Source organism: Pseudoxanthobacter sp. M-2 (genome assembly GCF_046156265.1).
GTDB lineage: Bacteria > Pseudomonadota > Alphaproteobacteria > Rhizobiales > Segnochrobactraceae > CAMDHY01.
In genome coordinates this window covers 390,817-404,747 of record NZ_JAWDIR010000033.1, presented here as the reverse complement: position 1 = coordinate 404,747, position 13,931 = coordinate 390,817, and the positions used below count along the sequence as shown (strand labels likewise).

Annotated in this window: 18 protein-coding genes; 4 read left to right on the top strand and 14 right to left on the bottom strand. The window is 68.3% G+C overall.

The features are described 5' to 3' along the window. Window positions 1–46: 46 nt before the first annotated feature. Window positions 47–1,051 carry an ABC transporter permease subunit gene (locus tag RUR49_RS16985; RefSeq protein ID WP_409147696.1) on the top strand — a complete coding sequence of 335 codons (1,005 nt, stop codon included), beginning with the start codon at window positions 47–49 and terminating at the stop codon, window positions 1,049–1,051. Between the two features lie 115 nt (window positions 1,052–1,166). Next, complete coding sequence (locus RUR49_RS16980; RefSeq protein ID WP_409147568.1) at window positions 1,167–2,102, top strand: ABC transporter substrate-binding protein; 936 nt, start codon at window positions 1,167–1,169, stop codon at window positions 2,100–2,102. Window positions 2,103–2,216: 114 nt separating this feature from the next. Here RUR49_RS16980 and RUR49_RS16975 read toward each other — a convergent pair whose 3' ends face one another. Next, window positions 2,217–2,636, bottom strand: a complete 420-nt coding sequence (locus tag RUR49_RS16975; protein WP_409147567.1) for an organic hydroperoxide resistance protein — start codon at window positions 2,634–2,636, stop codon at window positions 2,217–2,219. Window positions 2,637–2,803: 167 nt separating this feature from the next. Between RUR49_RS16975 and RUR49_RS16970 the strand changes: the two genes are divergently transcribed. Continuing rightward, on the top strand, window positions 2,804–3,325 hold the full coding sequence (locus RUR49_RS16970; protein ID WP_409147566.1) for a MarR family winged helix-turn-helix transcriptional regulator: 522 nt from the start codon (window positions 2,804–2,806) through the stop codon (window positions 3,323–3,325). Between the two features lie 34 nt (window positions 3,326–3,359). On the opposite strand, the gene RUR49_RS16965 is transcribed toward RUR49_RS16970, so the two are convergent. The 13 genes from RUR49_RS16965 to RUR49_RS16905 form a co-directional block, all read right to left on the bottom strand. Then, window positions 3,360–4,091: a hypothetical protein gene (locus RUR49_RS16965; protein WP_409147565.1), complete on the bottom strand. Its 732-nt coding sequence runs from the start codon at window positions 4,089–4,091 to the stop codon at window positions 3,360–3,362. A 45-nt stretch (window positions 4,092–4,136) separates the two neighbouring features. Further along, entirely contained in the window at window positions 4,137–4,748 is a 612-nt protein-coding gene (gene ureG, locus RUR49_RS16960) for an urease accessory protein UreG (protein WP_409147695.1), read from the bottom strand. Window positions 4,749–4,789: 41 nt separating this feature from the next. Beyond that, window positions 4,790–5,614 (bottom strand): urease accessory protein UreF, encoded by an 825-nt coding sequence (locus RUR49_RS16955; RefSeq protein WP_409147564.1) that lies wholly within the window; start codon window positions 5,612–5,614, stop codon window positions 4,790–4,792. Beyond that, on the bottom strand, window positions 5,598–6,308 hold the full coding sequence (locus RUR49_RS16950; protein ID WP_409147563.1) for an urease accessory protein UreE: 711 nt from the start codon (window positions 6,306–6,308) through the stop codon (window positions 5,598–5,600). Before RUR49_RS16950 ends, RUR49_RS16955 begins: the two co-directional genes overlap by 17 nt. Before the next feature lie 17 nt (window positions 6,309–6,325). Then, window positions 6,326–7,129: an AbiJ-NTD4 domain-containing protein gene (locus RUR49_RS16945; RefSeq protein ID WP_409147562.1), complete on the bottom strand. Its 804-nt coding sequence runs from the start codon at window positions 7,127–7,129 to the stop codon at window positions 6,326–6,328. A gap of 73 nt (window positions 7,130–7,202) precedes the next feature. Then, window positions 7,203–8,915 (bottom strand): urease subunit alpha, encoded by a 1,713-nt coding sequence (gene ureC / locus RUR49_RS16940; RefSeq protein WP_409147561.1) that lies wholly within the window; start codon window positions 8,913–8,915, stop codon window positions 7,203–7,205. Window positions 8,916–8,928: 13 nt separating this feature from the next. After that, window positions 8,929–9,327, bottom strand: a complete 399-nt coding sequence (locus RUR49_RS16935; protein ID WP_409147560.1) for a PIN domain-containing protein — start codon at window positions 9,325–9,327, stop codon at window positions 8,929–8,931. A 12-nt stretch (window positions 9,328–9,339) separates the two neighbouring features. Beyond that, window positions 9,340–9,609, bottom strand: coding sequence for an AbrB/MazE/SpoVT family DNA-binding domain-containing protein (locus RUR49_RS16930; RefSeq protein ID WP_409147559.1), 270 nt, complete (start codon window positions 9,607–9,609; stop codon window positions 9,340–9,342). A 62-nt stretch (window positions 9,610–9,671) separates the two neighbouring features. Then, window positions 9,672–9,977: an urease subunit beta gene (locus tag RUR49_RS16925; protein WP_409147558.1), complete on the bottom strand. Its 306-nt coding sequence runs from the start codon at window positions 9,975–9,977 to the stop codon at window positions 9,672–9,674. Window positions 9,978–10,013: 36 nt separating this feature from the next. Next, on the bottom strand, window positions 10,014–10,265 hold the full coding sequence (locus RUR49_RS16920; RefSeq protein WP_409147557.1) for a DUF1272 domain-containing protein: 252 nt from the start codon (window positions 10,263–10,265) through the stop codon (window positions 10,014–10,016). A gap of 103 nt (window positions 10,266–10,368) precedes the next feature. After that, complete coding sequence (locus RUR49_RS16915) at window positions 10,369–11,244, bottom strand: hypothetical protein (protein ID WP_409147556.1); 876 nt, start codon at window positions 11,242–11,244, stop codon at window positions 10,369–10,371. Window positions 11,245–11,303: 59 nt separating this feature from the next. After that, a complete protein-coding gene (locus RUR49_RS16910) occupies window positions 11,304–11,606 on the bottom strand; it encodes an urease subunit gamma (protein WP_409147555.1) in 303 nt (100 codons plus the stop codon). Window positions 11,607–11,727: 121 nt separating this feature from the next. Next, window positions 11,728–12,603 carry an urease accessory protein UreD gene (locus RUR49_RS16905; RefSeq protein WP_409147554.1) on the bottom strand — a complete coding sequence of 292 codons (876 nt, stop codon included), beginning with the start codon at window positions 12,601–12,603 and terminating at the stop codon, window positions 11,728–11,730. A gap of 358 nt (window positions 12,604–12,961) precedes the next feature. Between RUR49_RS16905 and RUR49_RS16900 the strand changes: the two genes are divergently transcribed. Then, window positions 12,962–13,780, top strand: a complete 819-nt coding sequence (locus tag RUR49_RS16900; protein WP_409147553.1) for a DUF3108 domain-containing protein — start codon at window positions 12,962–12,964, stop codon at window positions 13,778–13,780. The last annotated feature ends 151 nt before the right edge of the window (window positions 13,781–13,931 follow it).

The following is a 13,931-nucleotide window of genomic DNA, read 5'->3' as shown; positions in this document are numbered from 1 at the left end:
GCCCCGGCAAAAAGGGGCGGTTTCGGAGGGAACGGCGATGGCGGAGATGCGCAGCGGCGGCGCGGGTGAGGCGGCGAAGGCGACGGCGCTCAGGGAATCGCGGCGCGGCTCGATGCGCCAGATGATCCAGGTGCTCGGCATGCTGCCGGTGCTGATCATCATCTGCATCGCCTTCGAGCTGATGAGCGGCCGCTTCATGAGCTGGCAGAACATCTCGATCGTCGCGCAGCAGGCCTCCATCAACGTGGTGCTCGCCGCCGGCATGACCTTCGTGATCCTGACCGGCGGCATCGACCTGTCGGTCGGCTCGATCCTCGCTGCCTCGGCGATGGTCGCGATCATGGGCTCGCTGATCCCCGACTGGGGGATGCTCGGCGTGCCCGCGGCGCTCGCCGTCGGCCTCGCCTTCGGGCTCATCAACGGCGCGCTGATCGCACTCGCGAACCTTCCACCGTTCATTGTCACATTGGGATCGCTGACGGCCGTGCGCGGCGTCGCGCGGCTGCTCGGCGAGGACACGACGGTGTTCAATCCCGAGCTGCCGTTCGCCTTCATCGGCAACGGCACCCTGTTCGGCGTGCCGTGGCTCGTCATCATCGCCCTCGCGGTGGTGATCGTCTCGTGGATCATCCTGCGCCGCACCGTGCTCGGCACCCGCATCTATGCCGTCGGCGGCAATCCCGACGCGGCCCGCCTCGCCGGCATCAAGGTCTGGCAGATCCTGCTCTTCGTCTACGGCGCCGCAGGCCTCCTCGCCGGCCTCGGCGGCGTGATGGCGGCCGCCCGCCTCTATGCGGCGAACGGCCTGCAACTCGGCATGAGCTACGAGCTCGATGCGATCGCCGCCGTCATCCTCGGCGGCACCTCCTTCACCGGCGGCATCGGTTCGATCTGGGGGACCCTGATCGGCGCGCTGATCATCGCCATCCTGACCAACGGTCTCATCCTCGTCGGTGTCTCGGACATCTGGCAGTACATCATCAAGGGCTTGGTGATCATCGGGGCGGTCGCGCTCGACCGCTACCGCCTCAGCCACGGCGGGCGGACCTGATCGTCACCCGGACGGACGGCGTCCGCGCACTGCGCGGCCGTCGCAAGGACCACGAAGCGAGGCGAACCCCGCGCCAAGGCGGGCCGCCGCATATCACCACCGGAGGAGACAGAAGATGACGCTTTCCCGCATCGCGATCGGCCTCGCCGTCGCCGCCGCCGTGGCGGCCCCGGCCGCCGCCAAGGACCTCAACACCGTCGGCATCTCGGTCGGCTCGCTCGGCAACCCGTTCTTCGTCGCCACCATCAAGGGCATCGAGGCGTCGGCCAAGAAGATCAATCCGGACACGAGCTTCACCAACACCTCGTCGGACTACGACCTCAACAAGCAGTTCACCCAGATCGACAACTTCATCGCCGCCGGCGTCGACGTCATCATGATCAACGCCGTCGATCCGGTGGCGATCGAGCCGGCGATCAAGAAGGCCCAGGCGGCTGGCATCGTCGTCGGCGCCTTCGACGTGTCGGCGAAGGGCGCCGACGTCACGGTGATGACCGACAACGTCAAGGCCGGCGCCATCGCCTGCCAGTATCTGGCCGATCACCTGAACGGCAAGGGCGAGGTCATCATCGTCAACGGGCCGCAGGTGTCGTCGATCGTCGACCGCGTCAACGGCTGCAAGGAGACCTTCGCCAAGTATCCCGACATCAAGATCCTGTCGGACAACCAGGACGCCAAGGGCTCGCGTGACGGCGGCTTTGCGGTGGGCCAGTCGCTGCTGACGCGCTTCCCGAAGGTCGACGCGATCTTCGCCATCAACGACCCGACGGCGATCGGCGTGAACCTGGCGGCGAAGCAGCTCGGCCGCAGCGAGTTCATCATCACCGCAGTCGACGGCGCGCCCGACATCGAGGCGGAGCTGAAGTCCGGCACCTCGCTGATCAAGGCGTCGGCCTCGCAGGACCCCTACACGATGGCGGGCCAGGCGCTCGACATGGCGGCCGAGGTGCTGAAGGGCAACAAGCCGGCCGAGGCCGTCGTGCTGCTCGAGCCGAAGCTGATCACCTCGGAGAACCTCGGCGAGTATCAGGGCTGGACGGCGGCGCGCTGATCTCCGCCTGATCATGTCGCAATAGAGAACGCCGGCCGGAGCGATCCGGCCGGCGTTTTCCGTTTTTCGTCTTCCGCTCTCCCGGCGCCCGCGGACGGGATCCGGAGTGGCCGCTCAGGCGAGCGAAATACGGACCGGGATGTTGCCCTTCGTCGCGTGCGCATAGGGGCAGACGATCTCGGCGTCCTTCAGGAGCTTTTCGGCCGTCGCCTTGTCGAGGCCCGGCAGCGACACCTTGAGGTCGACCTCGAGGCCGAAGCCGGTGCCGTCGTCGCGCGGGCCGATGCCGACGCGGCCGGTAACCTTGGCTTCCGACGGCACGCTGATCTTGTCCTTGCCGGCGACGTACTTCACGGCGCCGAGGAAGCAGGCCGAGAAGCCCGCGGCGAAAAGCTGCTCGGGGTTCGCACCGCCGCCGCCGCCGCCCATCTCCTTCGGCACCGCGAGCTTCACGTCGACGACACCGTCGTTCGAGACGGCGCGGCCGTCGCGGCCGCCGGTGGCAGAGGCTTCCGCCGTATAGACGCTGGCCATGTGACATCTCCCTTTTCGTTTCGACCGGACGCAACGACGCTCCCGGCCAGACAGTTGCATTGTGCGCAATTTAATTGGATGCTGTCAACACCGCATGTGATGACCCCGATTGGATTTTGCGCAATCGAAATGGCCGCGCTATGACGGGGATGGAGGCTCTGGAATCCATGCCGCACTCAGACGAGGCCGCCACCCGGCGCAGCGCGATCGATGCGGGCGCGCTGGCGCTCGACAATCAGCTGTGCTTCGCCGTCTACGCGGCGTCGCACGCCTTCTCGCGCACCTACCGGCCGCTGCTCGAGCGGCTGGGGCTCACCTATCCGCAGTACCTGGTCATGCTGGTGCTGTGGGAGCGCGACGGGCTGACGGTGAAGGCGATCGGCGAGCGGCTCGGCCTCGATTCCGGCACGCTGACGCCGCTCTTGAAGCGCCTCGCCACCGCCGGCCTGGTGACGCGCAGCCGCGACGCCGAGGACGAGCGGCAGGTGCGCATCGCCCTCAGCGACGCCGGCCGGGCGCTGCGGGCCGAGGCCGCCGGCCTGCCGACGGTGATTGCAGGCCGTCTCGGCCTCGATGTCGGCGAGCTGAAGCGCCTGCGTCGCGAGATCGACGGCCTGCGGCTCGCCCTCGACGCGGCAATCGAGGACGCCGAAGCCGGGCCCGCCGCGACGTCAGACGCCGTCGCCTGAAGCGGAGGCCGCTCACCCCTCGGGGCGACGGTCCTCACGCCCTGCCGGATGGCCCCGGCGCAGGCGCCTGCTTCGCAGCGTCGGAGGCGAGGGCCTCAATCAGCGCCACGGTCTCCTGGTGCACGGCGCTGTCGGGATCACGGAAGTCCGCCGCCGTGTGCCGGCGGCCGAGGGCGGCGAGGCGGACGAGCGCCCGCGCCCGCTGCCGCCGCGTCCGCTTCAGCTCGCTCGGCTGGTAGCGGAAGAAGACGCGGAACAGCTCGCCATCGCCGAGCAGGCCCGAGATCTCAGCCGCCGTGCAGTAGAGCAGGAACAGCACGAGGATCCACGTCTGGATGAAGAGGAACCGGTTCCACGAGAAGTGCTCGACCATGTGGGTGCCGAAGCCGCCCAGGCCGCCCGTCTCGAAGACATAGTGGGCGAGCGCCTCGAGCAGCCGGGCAATGAACACGAAGAGCCAGTAGACGAGCGTCTTGAACAGGATCGGCGCGATCAGCGGCGCGTGGTCGAAGACGCGCAGGAACGGCATCTTGTCGGCGACCAGCACTGCCTTGCCGACCACCAGCGCCATCACCACGGCGACGAGGTAGCCGGAGAACTCGATCATGTACTCGGCGAGGATGAGCCGCTGGGTGAAGACGATGATGTTGAAGCCGACGGCGAAGAAGATCGTCGGCGGCAGCACCTGGCGGAATTCGTGCAGGAAGAACGCGAGCGCGCGCGCACCGAAACTGCGCGGGGCGGTGCCTGCGGCGGGACTGTGCATTCTGCTGGCCTCTCCCGGGCCCGTGTGGCGGTCCCCCGACCGCCGTCAGCCGAGCCCGCCGGCAGTCTCCACGAAGCGGACGACGTCGTCGACACCCTCGCCCGACTTGACGTTGGTGAAGACGAACGGCCGCGCCCCGCGCATCCGGCTAGCATCGCGGTCCATCACCTCGAGCGAGGCGCCGACCATCGGCGCGAGGTCGATCTTGTTGATGACGAGGAGGTCGGAACGGGTAATGCCCGGGCCGCCCTTGCGCGGGATCTTGTCGCCGGCGGAGACGTCGATGACGTAGATCGTGATGTCGGCGAGTTCCGGCGAGAAGGTGGCGGCGAGGTTGTCGCCACCGGATTCGATCAGGATCAGGTCGAGGCCGGGAAAGCGGGCGTTGAGGTCCGCGACGGCGGCGAGGTTGATCGAGGCGTCCTCGCGGATCGCCGTGTGCGGGCAGCCGCCGGTCTCCACCCCGAGGATGCGCTCCGGCGCCAGCGCCCCGGAGCGGGTCAGGAACTCGGCGTCCTCCTTGGTGTAGATGTCGTTGGTGATGGCGGCGAGCTCGAAGCGGTCGCGCAGGCGCTTGCAGAGCGCATCCATCAGCGCCGTCTTGCCGGAGCCGACCGGGCCGCCGACGCCGACGCGGAGCGGCCCGTGCGGCGACATCGCCGGGCGGAGGGGAAACGGGGTCGGCGCGAGCGTCGCGGTCATGAGCGGAACAGCCTCGTGTACTGGGTCTCGTGGCGGGCAGACGCGATGTCGGCGCGCAGGCTGGCGCCGCCGATGTCGTCGAGCGTGGCGGCCTCTGCCTCGGAGGCGACGGCGATTACCACCGGCATCAGGGCGGCGACGGCGCGCTGGCCGTCGGTCTGGCCGAGCGGCACAAGGCGGACGGCGGCCGAGGAAAGGTTAGCCACGAAAGCAGTGAGCGCAGATGCGATAGTAGCCGGCAAAGCAAGCCGGTGGGCTGCGGAAATCGCGCCGACGGCGACCGGTAGCGCCGCCTGCAGGCCGGCCGCCGCCAGCCGCTCCACGACGGCCTCGACGCCATCGCCCGGCCACGTCTGGCGTACCGCCTTGAGGAAGGCCTCGCCCTGGGCGAGCGACTCGAGCCGCCGTTCGCGGGTCGGCTGCAGCGCCGCGGCGAGCGCCGCGACGCTCACGAGCCCCGCATCGTCGTCGGCGGCGACGGCGCGCCAGGCGTGGGCGAGCAGGATCATGTCGGAGCGGCCGGTGCCTTGGCGGACGACGCCGTCGAGCCAGGCCGTGAGGCTGCCGAGATCGCGGACGGTGCCGTCCTCGACCGCCCATTCGAGCCCGTGGCTGTAGGCGAAGGCGCCGACCGGGAAGGCGGGCGACAGCCACGTCTGCAGGATCAGCGTCTGCAGGATGGCCGAGGGCGCGGCGGACGCCCCGTCCGCCGCGAGCGTTGGCGGGGTGACGCACGGCCCTTCGGCCCCGCCCGGCGCCAGTGCTGGTGCGGCCAGGTCCGGGTTGGATGCATTCAGAGCGCGCTCAGCCGCCGTGCGCATGGCCGCCGCCGCAGCGTCCCCCCGTCGCCTCGTCGGGCGCGCAATAGCCGTGGTCGTCGTGATCGGGAACGACCGCCGCCTTCGCCGCGAGCTCCGCGGCGACCGCCAGCGACGGCACCGGATCGTGTGTGTGCGACGGACCGCCATGCTGGTGGGCGTGTCCGTGGCCGCCGTGGTGGTGATGGTGGCCGTCATCCGCCGCGTGATGATGGTCATGGTCGCCGTGCGAGTGCGCATGTCCATGCGGCTCATGCCCATGCGAGCCGTGCTCGTGGCCATGAACCGCACCGAGCCCGTACGCTCCGCCCTCGGGGCGGAAGGCGGCGCGCGCTGGCGCGAGGCGGCCGCCGAGGCCTTCCACCATCGCCTCGATGACGTGGTCGCGGCGGATCACCAGCCGGTCGGGGTGGAGTTCCGTCGGCAGATGGCGGTTGCCGAGGTGCCAGGCGATGCGGACGAGCTCCGCCGGCGAGGCGGCGGTGATCGCCACCACGTCCTCCTCCGCCGCGCGCACCCGCACGATCCGCCCGTCCTCCAGCACCAGCCCGTCGCCGTCGGCGAGCACCGTCGCTTCGGCGAGGTCGAGCAGGAAGGCGAGCCCGCCCTCCCCCGTCATCGCCATGCGGCGGCGGTGGCGGTCCTCGCGATCGAGCACCACCGTGTCGGCGATGATGCTCTGACTAGTGTCACTCACGAAGGTAGTTGCCCGAATCATCCCGCGTGCCTCGATAGGTGCGACTGTCGAGCAGTAATGTAGCTAACAAACGCGCTGCACACGACTAACATAAATTGAGCATCATCTGATGTCACTTTTGCTGAACTCACTAAAAGTGAATGCCGTATTCCATCCTCGTCGCTGGCATAGCCGTAAAGTTTATTCATTGCCTCTTTAAAGGCCGGATGCAAATTCGAGGAAGGATCTATTGCCTTAAGCGCGTCTCCAAGTGTCGCCTTATCTTTTCCAGAAGCAATTCGCGCCGCACTCTCAACAGCGGATATTGCTTCCTTAACAGAGTTCCTCAAATCAGGATGCGGTCGACGGGCGAAATGAGCTAGGGCAGCCTTTAGGTGAGCGCGGGCGCCTTCCGGCGCCCCACCTGAAAGTGCGGATTCTATTGCGCGAATTTCGACTTCATCTGTAATTGGGATAAACTTGCTGTCAATAAATCTGTAAGCGGATAGCTCTTGCTCGAGAATATAGTTCAAAGTATCAATATTGAATTTCACATATCGGTAAAGATATTCGAGAAAATTGAACAGTTCGTACCACTCACATGCAAATACCCAATCTCTCAGGGACTTCTTCGATTTTTGGTCGGAAAGAGGGCATGTGTCTGATGGTCTCCTAAAAAAGCCAACCCAAATTAACTTGTAAATATTGCTTCTGTGATAGTCAGACACTGCCAGATTCGAATCGACCAATTCCCAAAGCATATTCCTAAGATTATCGTCCATAGAATCAATTTGTAATATCGTTCTTGGTGTTGTCGCGCCAATGCGATCGGAAAAACGCATTTGAGTCTCGTGCCCCTACCCTGATTTCCAGCGTGCTCCAAGTCTCCGGCCGGTGAGAGTAGCGCAATGGAACTCAGAACAGGAAGTAGCGCTGCGCCATCGGCAGCACGTCGGCCGGGGCGCAGGTGAGGAGCTCGCCGTTCGCGCGCACCTCGTAGGTTTCGGGATCGACCTCGATCTCCGGCAGCGCGTCGTTCAGCACCATGTCCTTCTTGCCGATGCCGCGGACGTTCTCGATCGGCAGCACGTGCTTGGCAAGCTTCAGCCGTTCGGCGACGCCGGCCTCGAGCGCGTTCTTCGAGACGAAGGTGACGCAGGATTCCGTCATCGCCCGCCCATAGGCGCCGAACATCGGCCGGTAGTGGACCGGCTGCGGGGTGGGGATCGAGGCGTTCGGATCACCCATCGGGGCGGCGGCGATCATGCCGAGCTTGAGGACGAGGTCCGGCTTCACGCCGAAGAAGGCCGGCGACCAGAGGACGAGGTCGGCGAGCTTGCCGACCTCCACCGAGCCGATGTGCTGGGCCATGCCGTGGGCGATCGCGGGGTTGATCGTCACCTTCGCCATGTAGCGGCGGACGCGGAAATTGTCGTTGCCGCGGCCCTTGTCCTCGGCGAGCGCGCCGCGCTGCACCTTCATCTTGTGGGCGGTCTGAAGCGTGCGGATCAGGACCTCGCCGACGCGGCCCATCGCCTGGCTGTCGGAGGCGATGATCGAGAAGGCGCCCATGTCGTGCAGGATGTCCTCCGCCGCGATCGTCTCCTTGCGGATGCGGCTCTCGGCGAAGGCGACGTCCTCGGGAATGTCCGGATCGAGGTGGTGGCAGACCATGAGCATGTCGAGGTGTTCCTCGAGCGTGTTCACGGTGTAGGGCCGGGTCGGGTTGGTCGAGGACGGGATGACGTTCGGCAGCCCGCAGACCTTGATGATGTCCGGCGCGTGACCGCCGCCGGCGCCCTCGGTGTGGAAGGCGTGGATGGTGCGGCCCTTGATCGCCGCCACCGTGTCCTCGACGAAGCCGGACTCGTTCAGCGTATCGGTGTGGATCATCACCTGCACGTCGAGGTCGTCCGCCACCGACAGGCAGCAGTCGATCGCCGCCGGCGTCGTGCCCCAATCCTCGTGCAGCTTCAGCGAGCCGACGCCGGCGTGCACCTGCTCCTCCAGCGCCGCCGGCAGCGCGGCGTTGCCCTTGCCGGACAGCGACAGGTTCATCGGGAACGAGTCCGCCGCCTGCAGCATCCGCCCGATGTGCCAGGCGCCGGGGGTGCAGGTCGTGGCGTTGGTGCCTGTCGCCGGCCCCGTGCCGCCGCCCAGCATGGTGGTGACGCCGGACATCAGCGCCTCCTCGATCTGCTGCGGGCAGATGAAGTGGATGTGGCAGTCCATGGCGCCGGCGGTGAGGATCTTGCCCTCGCCGGCGATCGCCTCGGTGGACGGGCCGACGATGATGTCGACGCCAGGCTGGACGTCCGGGTTGCCGGCCTTGCCGATGCCGACGATGCGGCCGTCGCGCAGGCCGACGTCGGCCTTCACGATCCCCCAGTGGTCGACGATGACGACGTTGGTGATGACCGTGTCGACCGCGCCGCCGTGGCGCGTCACCTGGCTCTGCCCCATGCCGTCGCGGATCACCTTGCCGCCGCCGAACTTCACCTCCTCGCCATAGGTGGTGAAGTCCTTCTCGATCTCGATGACGAGCTCGGTGTCGGCGAGCCGGAGTCGGTCGCCGACCGTCGGGCCGAACATGTGGGCGTAGTCGGCACGGGGCATCTTGAAGGGCATGGTCGGTGCCTCGTCAGGCGGTGAGGAGCGTGAAGCCCGGTGCATCGCGGGCGTCCGTGTCGAAGGTGTAGGTCGTCGTTGCGCCGGCCGTGCGGCCCAGTTCCGCGATCAGGTAGTCGGAGAAGTCCGCCTTGCCGGACCGGAAGTGGCCAAGCGCCACCTCGACGGCGTCGACGGATTCAATCAGCACGTCCGGACGAAGCAGCAGCGTCTCCAGTTCCGCGACGACGATGTCCCGGGGCACCTTCTTCTGGCGAATCAGGGTCCATACGAACTCCACCAGCACGACGACGCTGATTAACACCGGCTCGTCCGGGCTGGCCTTCAGGGCTAGCGCCCGTGCCACCGGGGACTGCCTCTCGTCGTCCGACAGGACGATGCGCAGGAGAATGTTGGTGTCGAAGGCGATCACCCCGCCGTCCCCCTAGCGCCGGCTGCGCGCGTCCTGCTCGGCCATGGCGGAATCTATTGCCGCCACCGTCTCGTCAGTCCGGGTCGTGGGTCCCCCGCCATAGTCTGCGAGCGAGCCGAAGTGGTCGGCGAGGCGGCCGGACTTCTTCCGAAGCTTCGCCTGCCCATCGTCCTCCACGATGATCTCCAACTGATCACCGGGTTCGGCCCGCACCATGCGGCGATATCCTGCCGGCAGCGTCACCTGCCCCTTCGACGTCACCGTCATCGCGAAGCGACGCATTGGCTCAACTCCAGATGCCTTACATTGCCAAAAATGTAAGGTAAACGCTGCCTGATAACAACTCACAACGCCCCCATCACTCCCTGTCGAAACCCGTAGACCACCCGCAGGCCGCGATAGGGCACCAGCGTCACGGTGCGCGACTGGCCCGGCTCGAAGCGGACGGCGGTGCCGGCGGGAATGTCGAGGCGGCAGCCGCGGGCCTGGTCGCGGTCGAAGGCGAGCGCCGGATTGGTCTCGAAGAAGTGGTAGTGGCTGCCGACCTGCACCGGCCGGTCGCCGGTGTTCGACACCTCGATCGCCACCGTCGGCTGGCCGGCATTGAGCTCGATCTCGCCCTCGGCGGGCATCAGTTCACCGGGGATCATGGGCTCTCCTTGGGGACGGGGCATCGCTCGGAAGCCTCACGCCGCGCGATCGCCGCACGGCGCCGCCCGCAGCACGCGCTCGGTCGAGGCCGGGAAGCGGGCGAGCTTGCCGGCGGGACGTACCGGCCGGCGGACGAGTTCGCCGCCGCAGTTCGGGCAGAGTCCGCCGAATTCGCGCGCGGCGCAGTCCGCGCAGAAGGTGCACTCGAAGGTGCAGATCATCGCGTCCGCAGCGTCCGGCGGCAGGTCGCGGTCGCAGCACTCGCAGTTCGGCCGAAGCTCCAGCATCCGTTCCCCCTCCCGTCGGCGGCAGCGCCGCATGCAAGTTTCGTCCCGATCCCGGCTTCGGCCCAGCCCAAACTTCCACCACAGCAACGTGGGACAGCCCGCGCTACGGCGCGGTCGCCGCCACGGTCTCGCTGAGCGTCCGCCACAGCGGCTTCGTCTTCGGCACCATCTCCTCGGCGAAATACCACCAGAAATAGCCGCCGACGAAGCGCGGCCCGAGCCGCTCCATGCCGTAGAAGTCCCGCACCATCCGCGCCTTCGCGGCGCGCGGCGCCTTGCGGTCGCGGCCGATCTCGCCGAAGCCGAGCTTCGCCGTCGGAAACACCGTCCGCAGCCGGGCGAACACGGCCGGCCAGTCCGGCATGACGCCGCGGCAGTCGTCCGGGTACCAGCTGACGAACACGTAATCGAGGCCGGCCTTCATCTCCGCCGGCACATTTTTCTCCGTCCACGAAAACATCTCGTGGTCGCGCTTCTCCCAGCAGTCCTGGTTGAAATAGAGCGTCATCGCCGTCCTGCCGCCCTGCCCCTCGACGTGGCGGAAGGCGGCGCGGAGCTTGGCGACGACGTCCCTGGTCGGGCCGAGCCACTCGCCGTTCACCTCGTTGCCGATCTCCCACAGGTCGATCTGGTCGCCGAGGGCGGCGTAGTAGCTGCGCGTGCGGGCGCGGTAGGCGGCGAGCGAGTAGCGGCGGAAGTCGGAGGAATCGACGAGCTCGCCCATCAGGAAGGCGACCGGGCGCAGCTCGTCGACCGCGGCGGTGTACATCGAGACTGGCCCGCGATCGAAGACAACGCGCGCCACCGGCATCACCGGCAGGGCGGCGAGCGCCTCGATCGTCTCCGGCAGGTGCGCGACAGTGTCGAGGGTGACGCCGACCATCGGCGACGGCAGCTTTCGCGGCCCGTCCGACGCCGCCCGTGCCGGCCAGAGGCCGACCACAAGCGCCGCCGCCACCGCCATTGCGCCCACGGCCATCGCCCGGAGGGGCGGACAGCGGCACGGCGGCGCAAGGCGGCGACGAGGGGCCATGCCGGCTAGCGGATAGGGTGGTGGACGGTGACGAGCTTCGTCCCGTCGGGGAAGGTCGCCTCCACCTGCACGTCGTGGATCATCTCGGCGATGCCCTCCATCACTTGGGCGCGGCCGACGACGTGGGCGCCCGCCTCCATCAGGTCGGCGACGGAGCGGCCGTCACGGGCGCCCTCGACGACATAGTCGGAGATCAGCGCGATCGCTTCCGGGTAGTTCAGCTTGACGCCGCGCTCCAACCTCCGGCGCGCCACCATCGCCGCCATGGAAATCAGCAGCTTGTCCTTTTCGCGGGGCGTCAGGTTCATCCGCGTCGCTCCACAGTCATCCGAGTTTCACTCCGTATCCGCCGACCGGGCACCGAGCCCGGCCCCCACCTATCCGGCATCGGCCGCACGTGCCCATCCCGCGGGCACACTAGCCACGTTTTCAGCACGACCACACCCTCGGCAGCGGCCGGCCCTCGAGCTCTGCGAGGAGCCGGGTCAGCGTCACCCGCAACGGCGTCGCCGAGCTTGCGATAAGGCGCGCCACAACGACGCCGTCGAGCGCGCTCGCGCCCGCCTCGACACCGCCACCGGCCGCCTCCACCGCCGCGTCGATCGCGCCACGCACCGCGTCGAGCCGCTCCGCCGCACCCTCCCCGGCGACGACCAGCGTCGCGAACGCGCGCGCGCCACCGCCGGTCGCCGGCCCCGCGAGGATCGCCTCGGCGTCACCGACGAGCCGCAGCCGGTCGGCGAAGGCGAGGCGACCGTCGATGGTGATGTCCCAGCGGTCGCGCACCTCGACGGTGCGCACCGTCTCGCCCATCGCCGCGCGGCCGAGCACGATCGCCTCGCAGGCGAGCACCTGCGCTCCGGCGGCGATCGAGACGTCGAGCGAGCGCTCGAGGCCCGCGCCGTCGAAGACGATGGTCTCCTGCGGCAACCACGACAGGCGGGCACCGCGGCCGACCGTCAACCGCGTCTCGACCCGCGCGGTCCCGCTCAAGCGCCGGTATACCCGCTCGGCCGCCTGCGTCGTCACCACCGCCGCGGCACCGTCGCCGGTCGACACCTCGGTGAGGAATCGGTCACCGCCGGTGAGCCCCCCGGCGGTGTTGAGCAACACCGCCAGCGGCGGCGCCCCGGCGGGTGCGCGCGGCAGCCGCGCCTTGCCGGAGCCGGCCTGGTAGAGCGTCGTCAGCCGCGTCGCGCCGTCCGCGTCGCCGATGAAGCCGAGCCGCACGATCCCCCGCGCCCGCTCCAGCCGGGTGGCGTCGGGGGCAGTGGTGGTCGCGGTTCTGGCGACGGCGGCGGTCATCAGTGGGTCCGGTTGACGGCGCGGGAACGCGGCACGGGCGTGCTAGCGGGCTCGGCGGGTGCAGCGGCCCGGCAAGCAAGATCGCCGCCAGCGTAGCCGAGGTCGGGCGGCACTGTCGCCACGCGAGATACCGTAGGGACGCCATCGTCCCGACGTTAACCGGGCGCTTACCATGCGGGTCGCAATGCTGGGGCCCAAGATTCGGCGCATTCCCGCCGGACCGTCGTTCTTTCGGGCCAAGTCCGTTCTCTCGGACCCAGACCCCCGGTTGCCGGCGACAGCGGAGGACACTGTGAGCTCTCGTCATCCTCGGGTCCTCGCCCCGCTCAGGGCAGTCCGGCGCTCCGCGACCAACGCCGTGGCGCTCGCTGCCCTCGTGGCCGCGCCGGTGCTGTCCGCCGCTCCGGCGCTGGCCGACAGCGCCAAGGTCGGCGCCATCTACGACATCTCCTTCAGCGGGATGTCGTTCGCCCAGGGCAAGCTCTCCCTCGTCATCGACGGCAGCGCCTATTCCGCCAAGGTGGCGATGCGGCCCGCCTCGCTCGCGCGCATCTTCTCCTCCGAAAAGGTCGACGCCCAGGCGGCCGGCTGGCTCAAGGGCGGCTCCGTGCTGCCGACGCGCTACACGATGGAGGCGAGCAACAGCGAGAAGTCGAGTTCGGTGCGCATGGACCTTGCGTCCGGCACGCTGAAGTCGGTTTCCGCCGACCCGCCGACGAAGCCGCACCGCGACGTCGTGCCGGTGCAGTCGAAGCACTGGAAGGGCGTGCTCGACCCTGTCAGCGCCGTCGTCATGCCGGTGCGCTCCGTCGAGGACGCCACCGGCCCCGCCGCCTGCGCCCGCACGCTGCCGATCTTCGACGGCTGGACGCGCTTCGACGTGCCGCTCACCTACCAGGGCACCAAGACGGTCGAGACGAAGTCCTACAAGGGCACCGTCGTCGTCTGCTCCGCCCGCTGGGTCCCGGTCTCCGGCCACAAGCGCAACAAGGAGTCGGTGCGCTACATGCAGAACAACCGGGCGCTGGAGGCGTGGCTGGCGCCGATCCCGGGCACCACCCTGCTCGTGCCCTACCGCGTCTCCGTCGGCACCATGCGCGGCACCCTGGTGGTCGAGGCGACCGATCTCAAGATCACCGGCCCGACGGTCACCGCCGTGACCACGACCGCCGACTGACCCACCAGCGAGCCCGTCGACTGTCCCCATTCACGCGCGGCCACGCAGTTTTTTTGCGCGAAAGACGGCTCGTTTCGCTCGCTTGACTCGCGGGCCGATCGGAGTCCTCGCGACAACTCGTTCGGGGACGCCGAGTCGTTCTCCGGCCGCA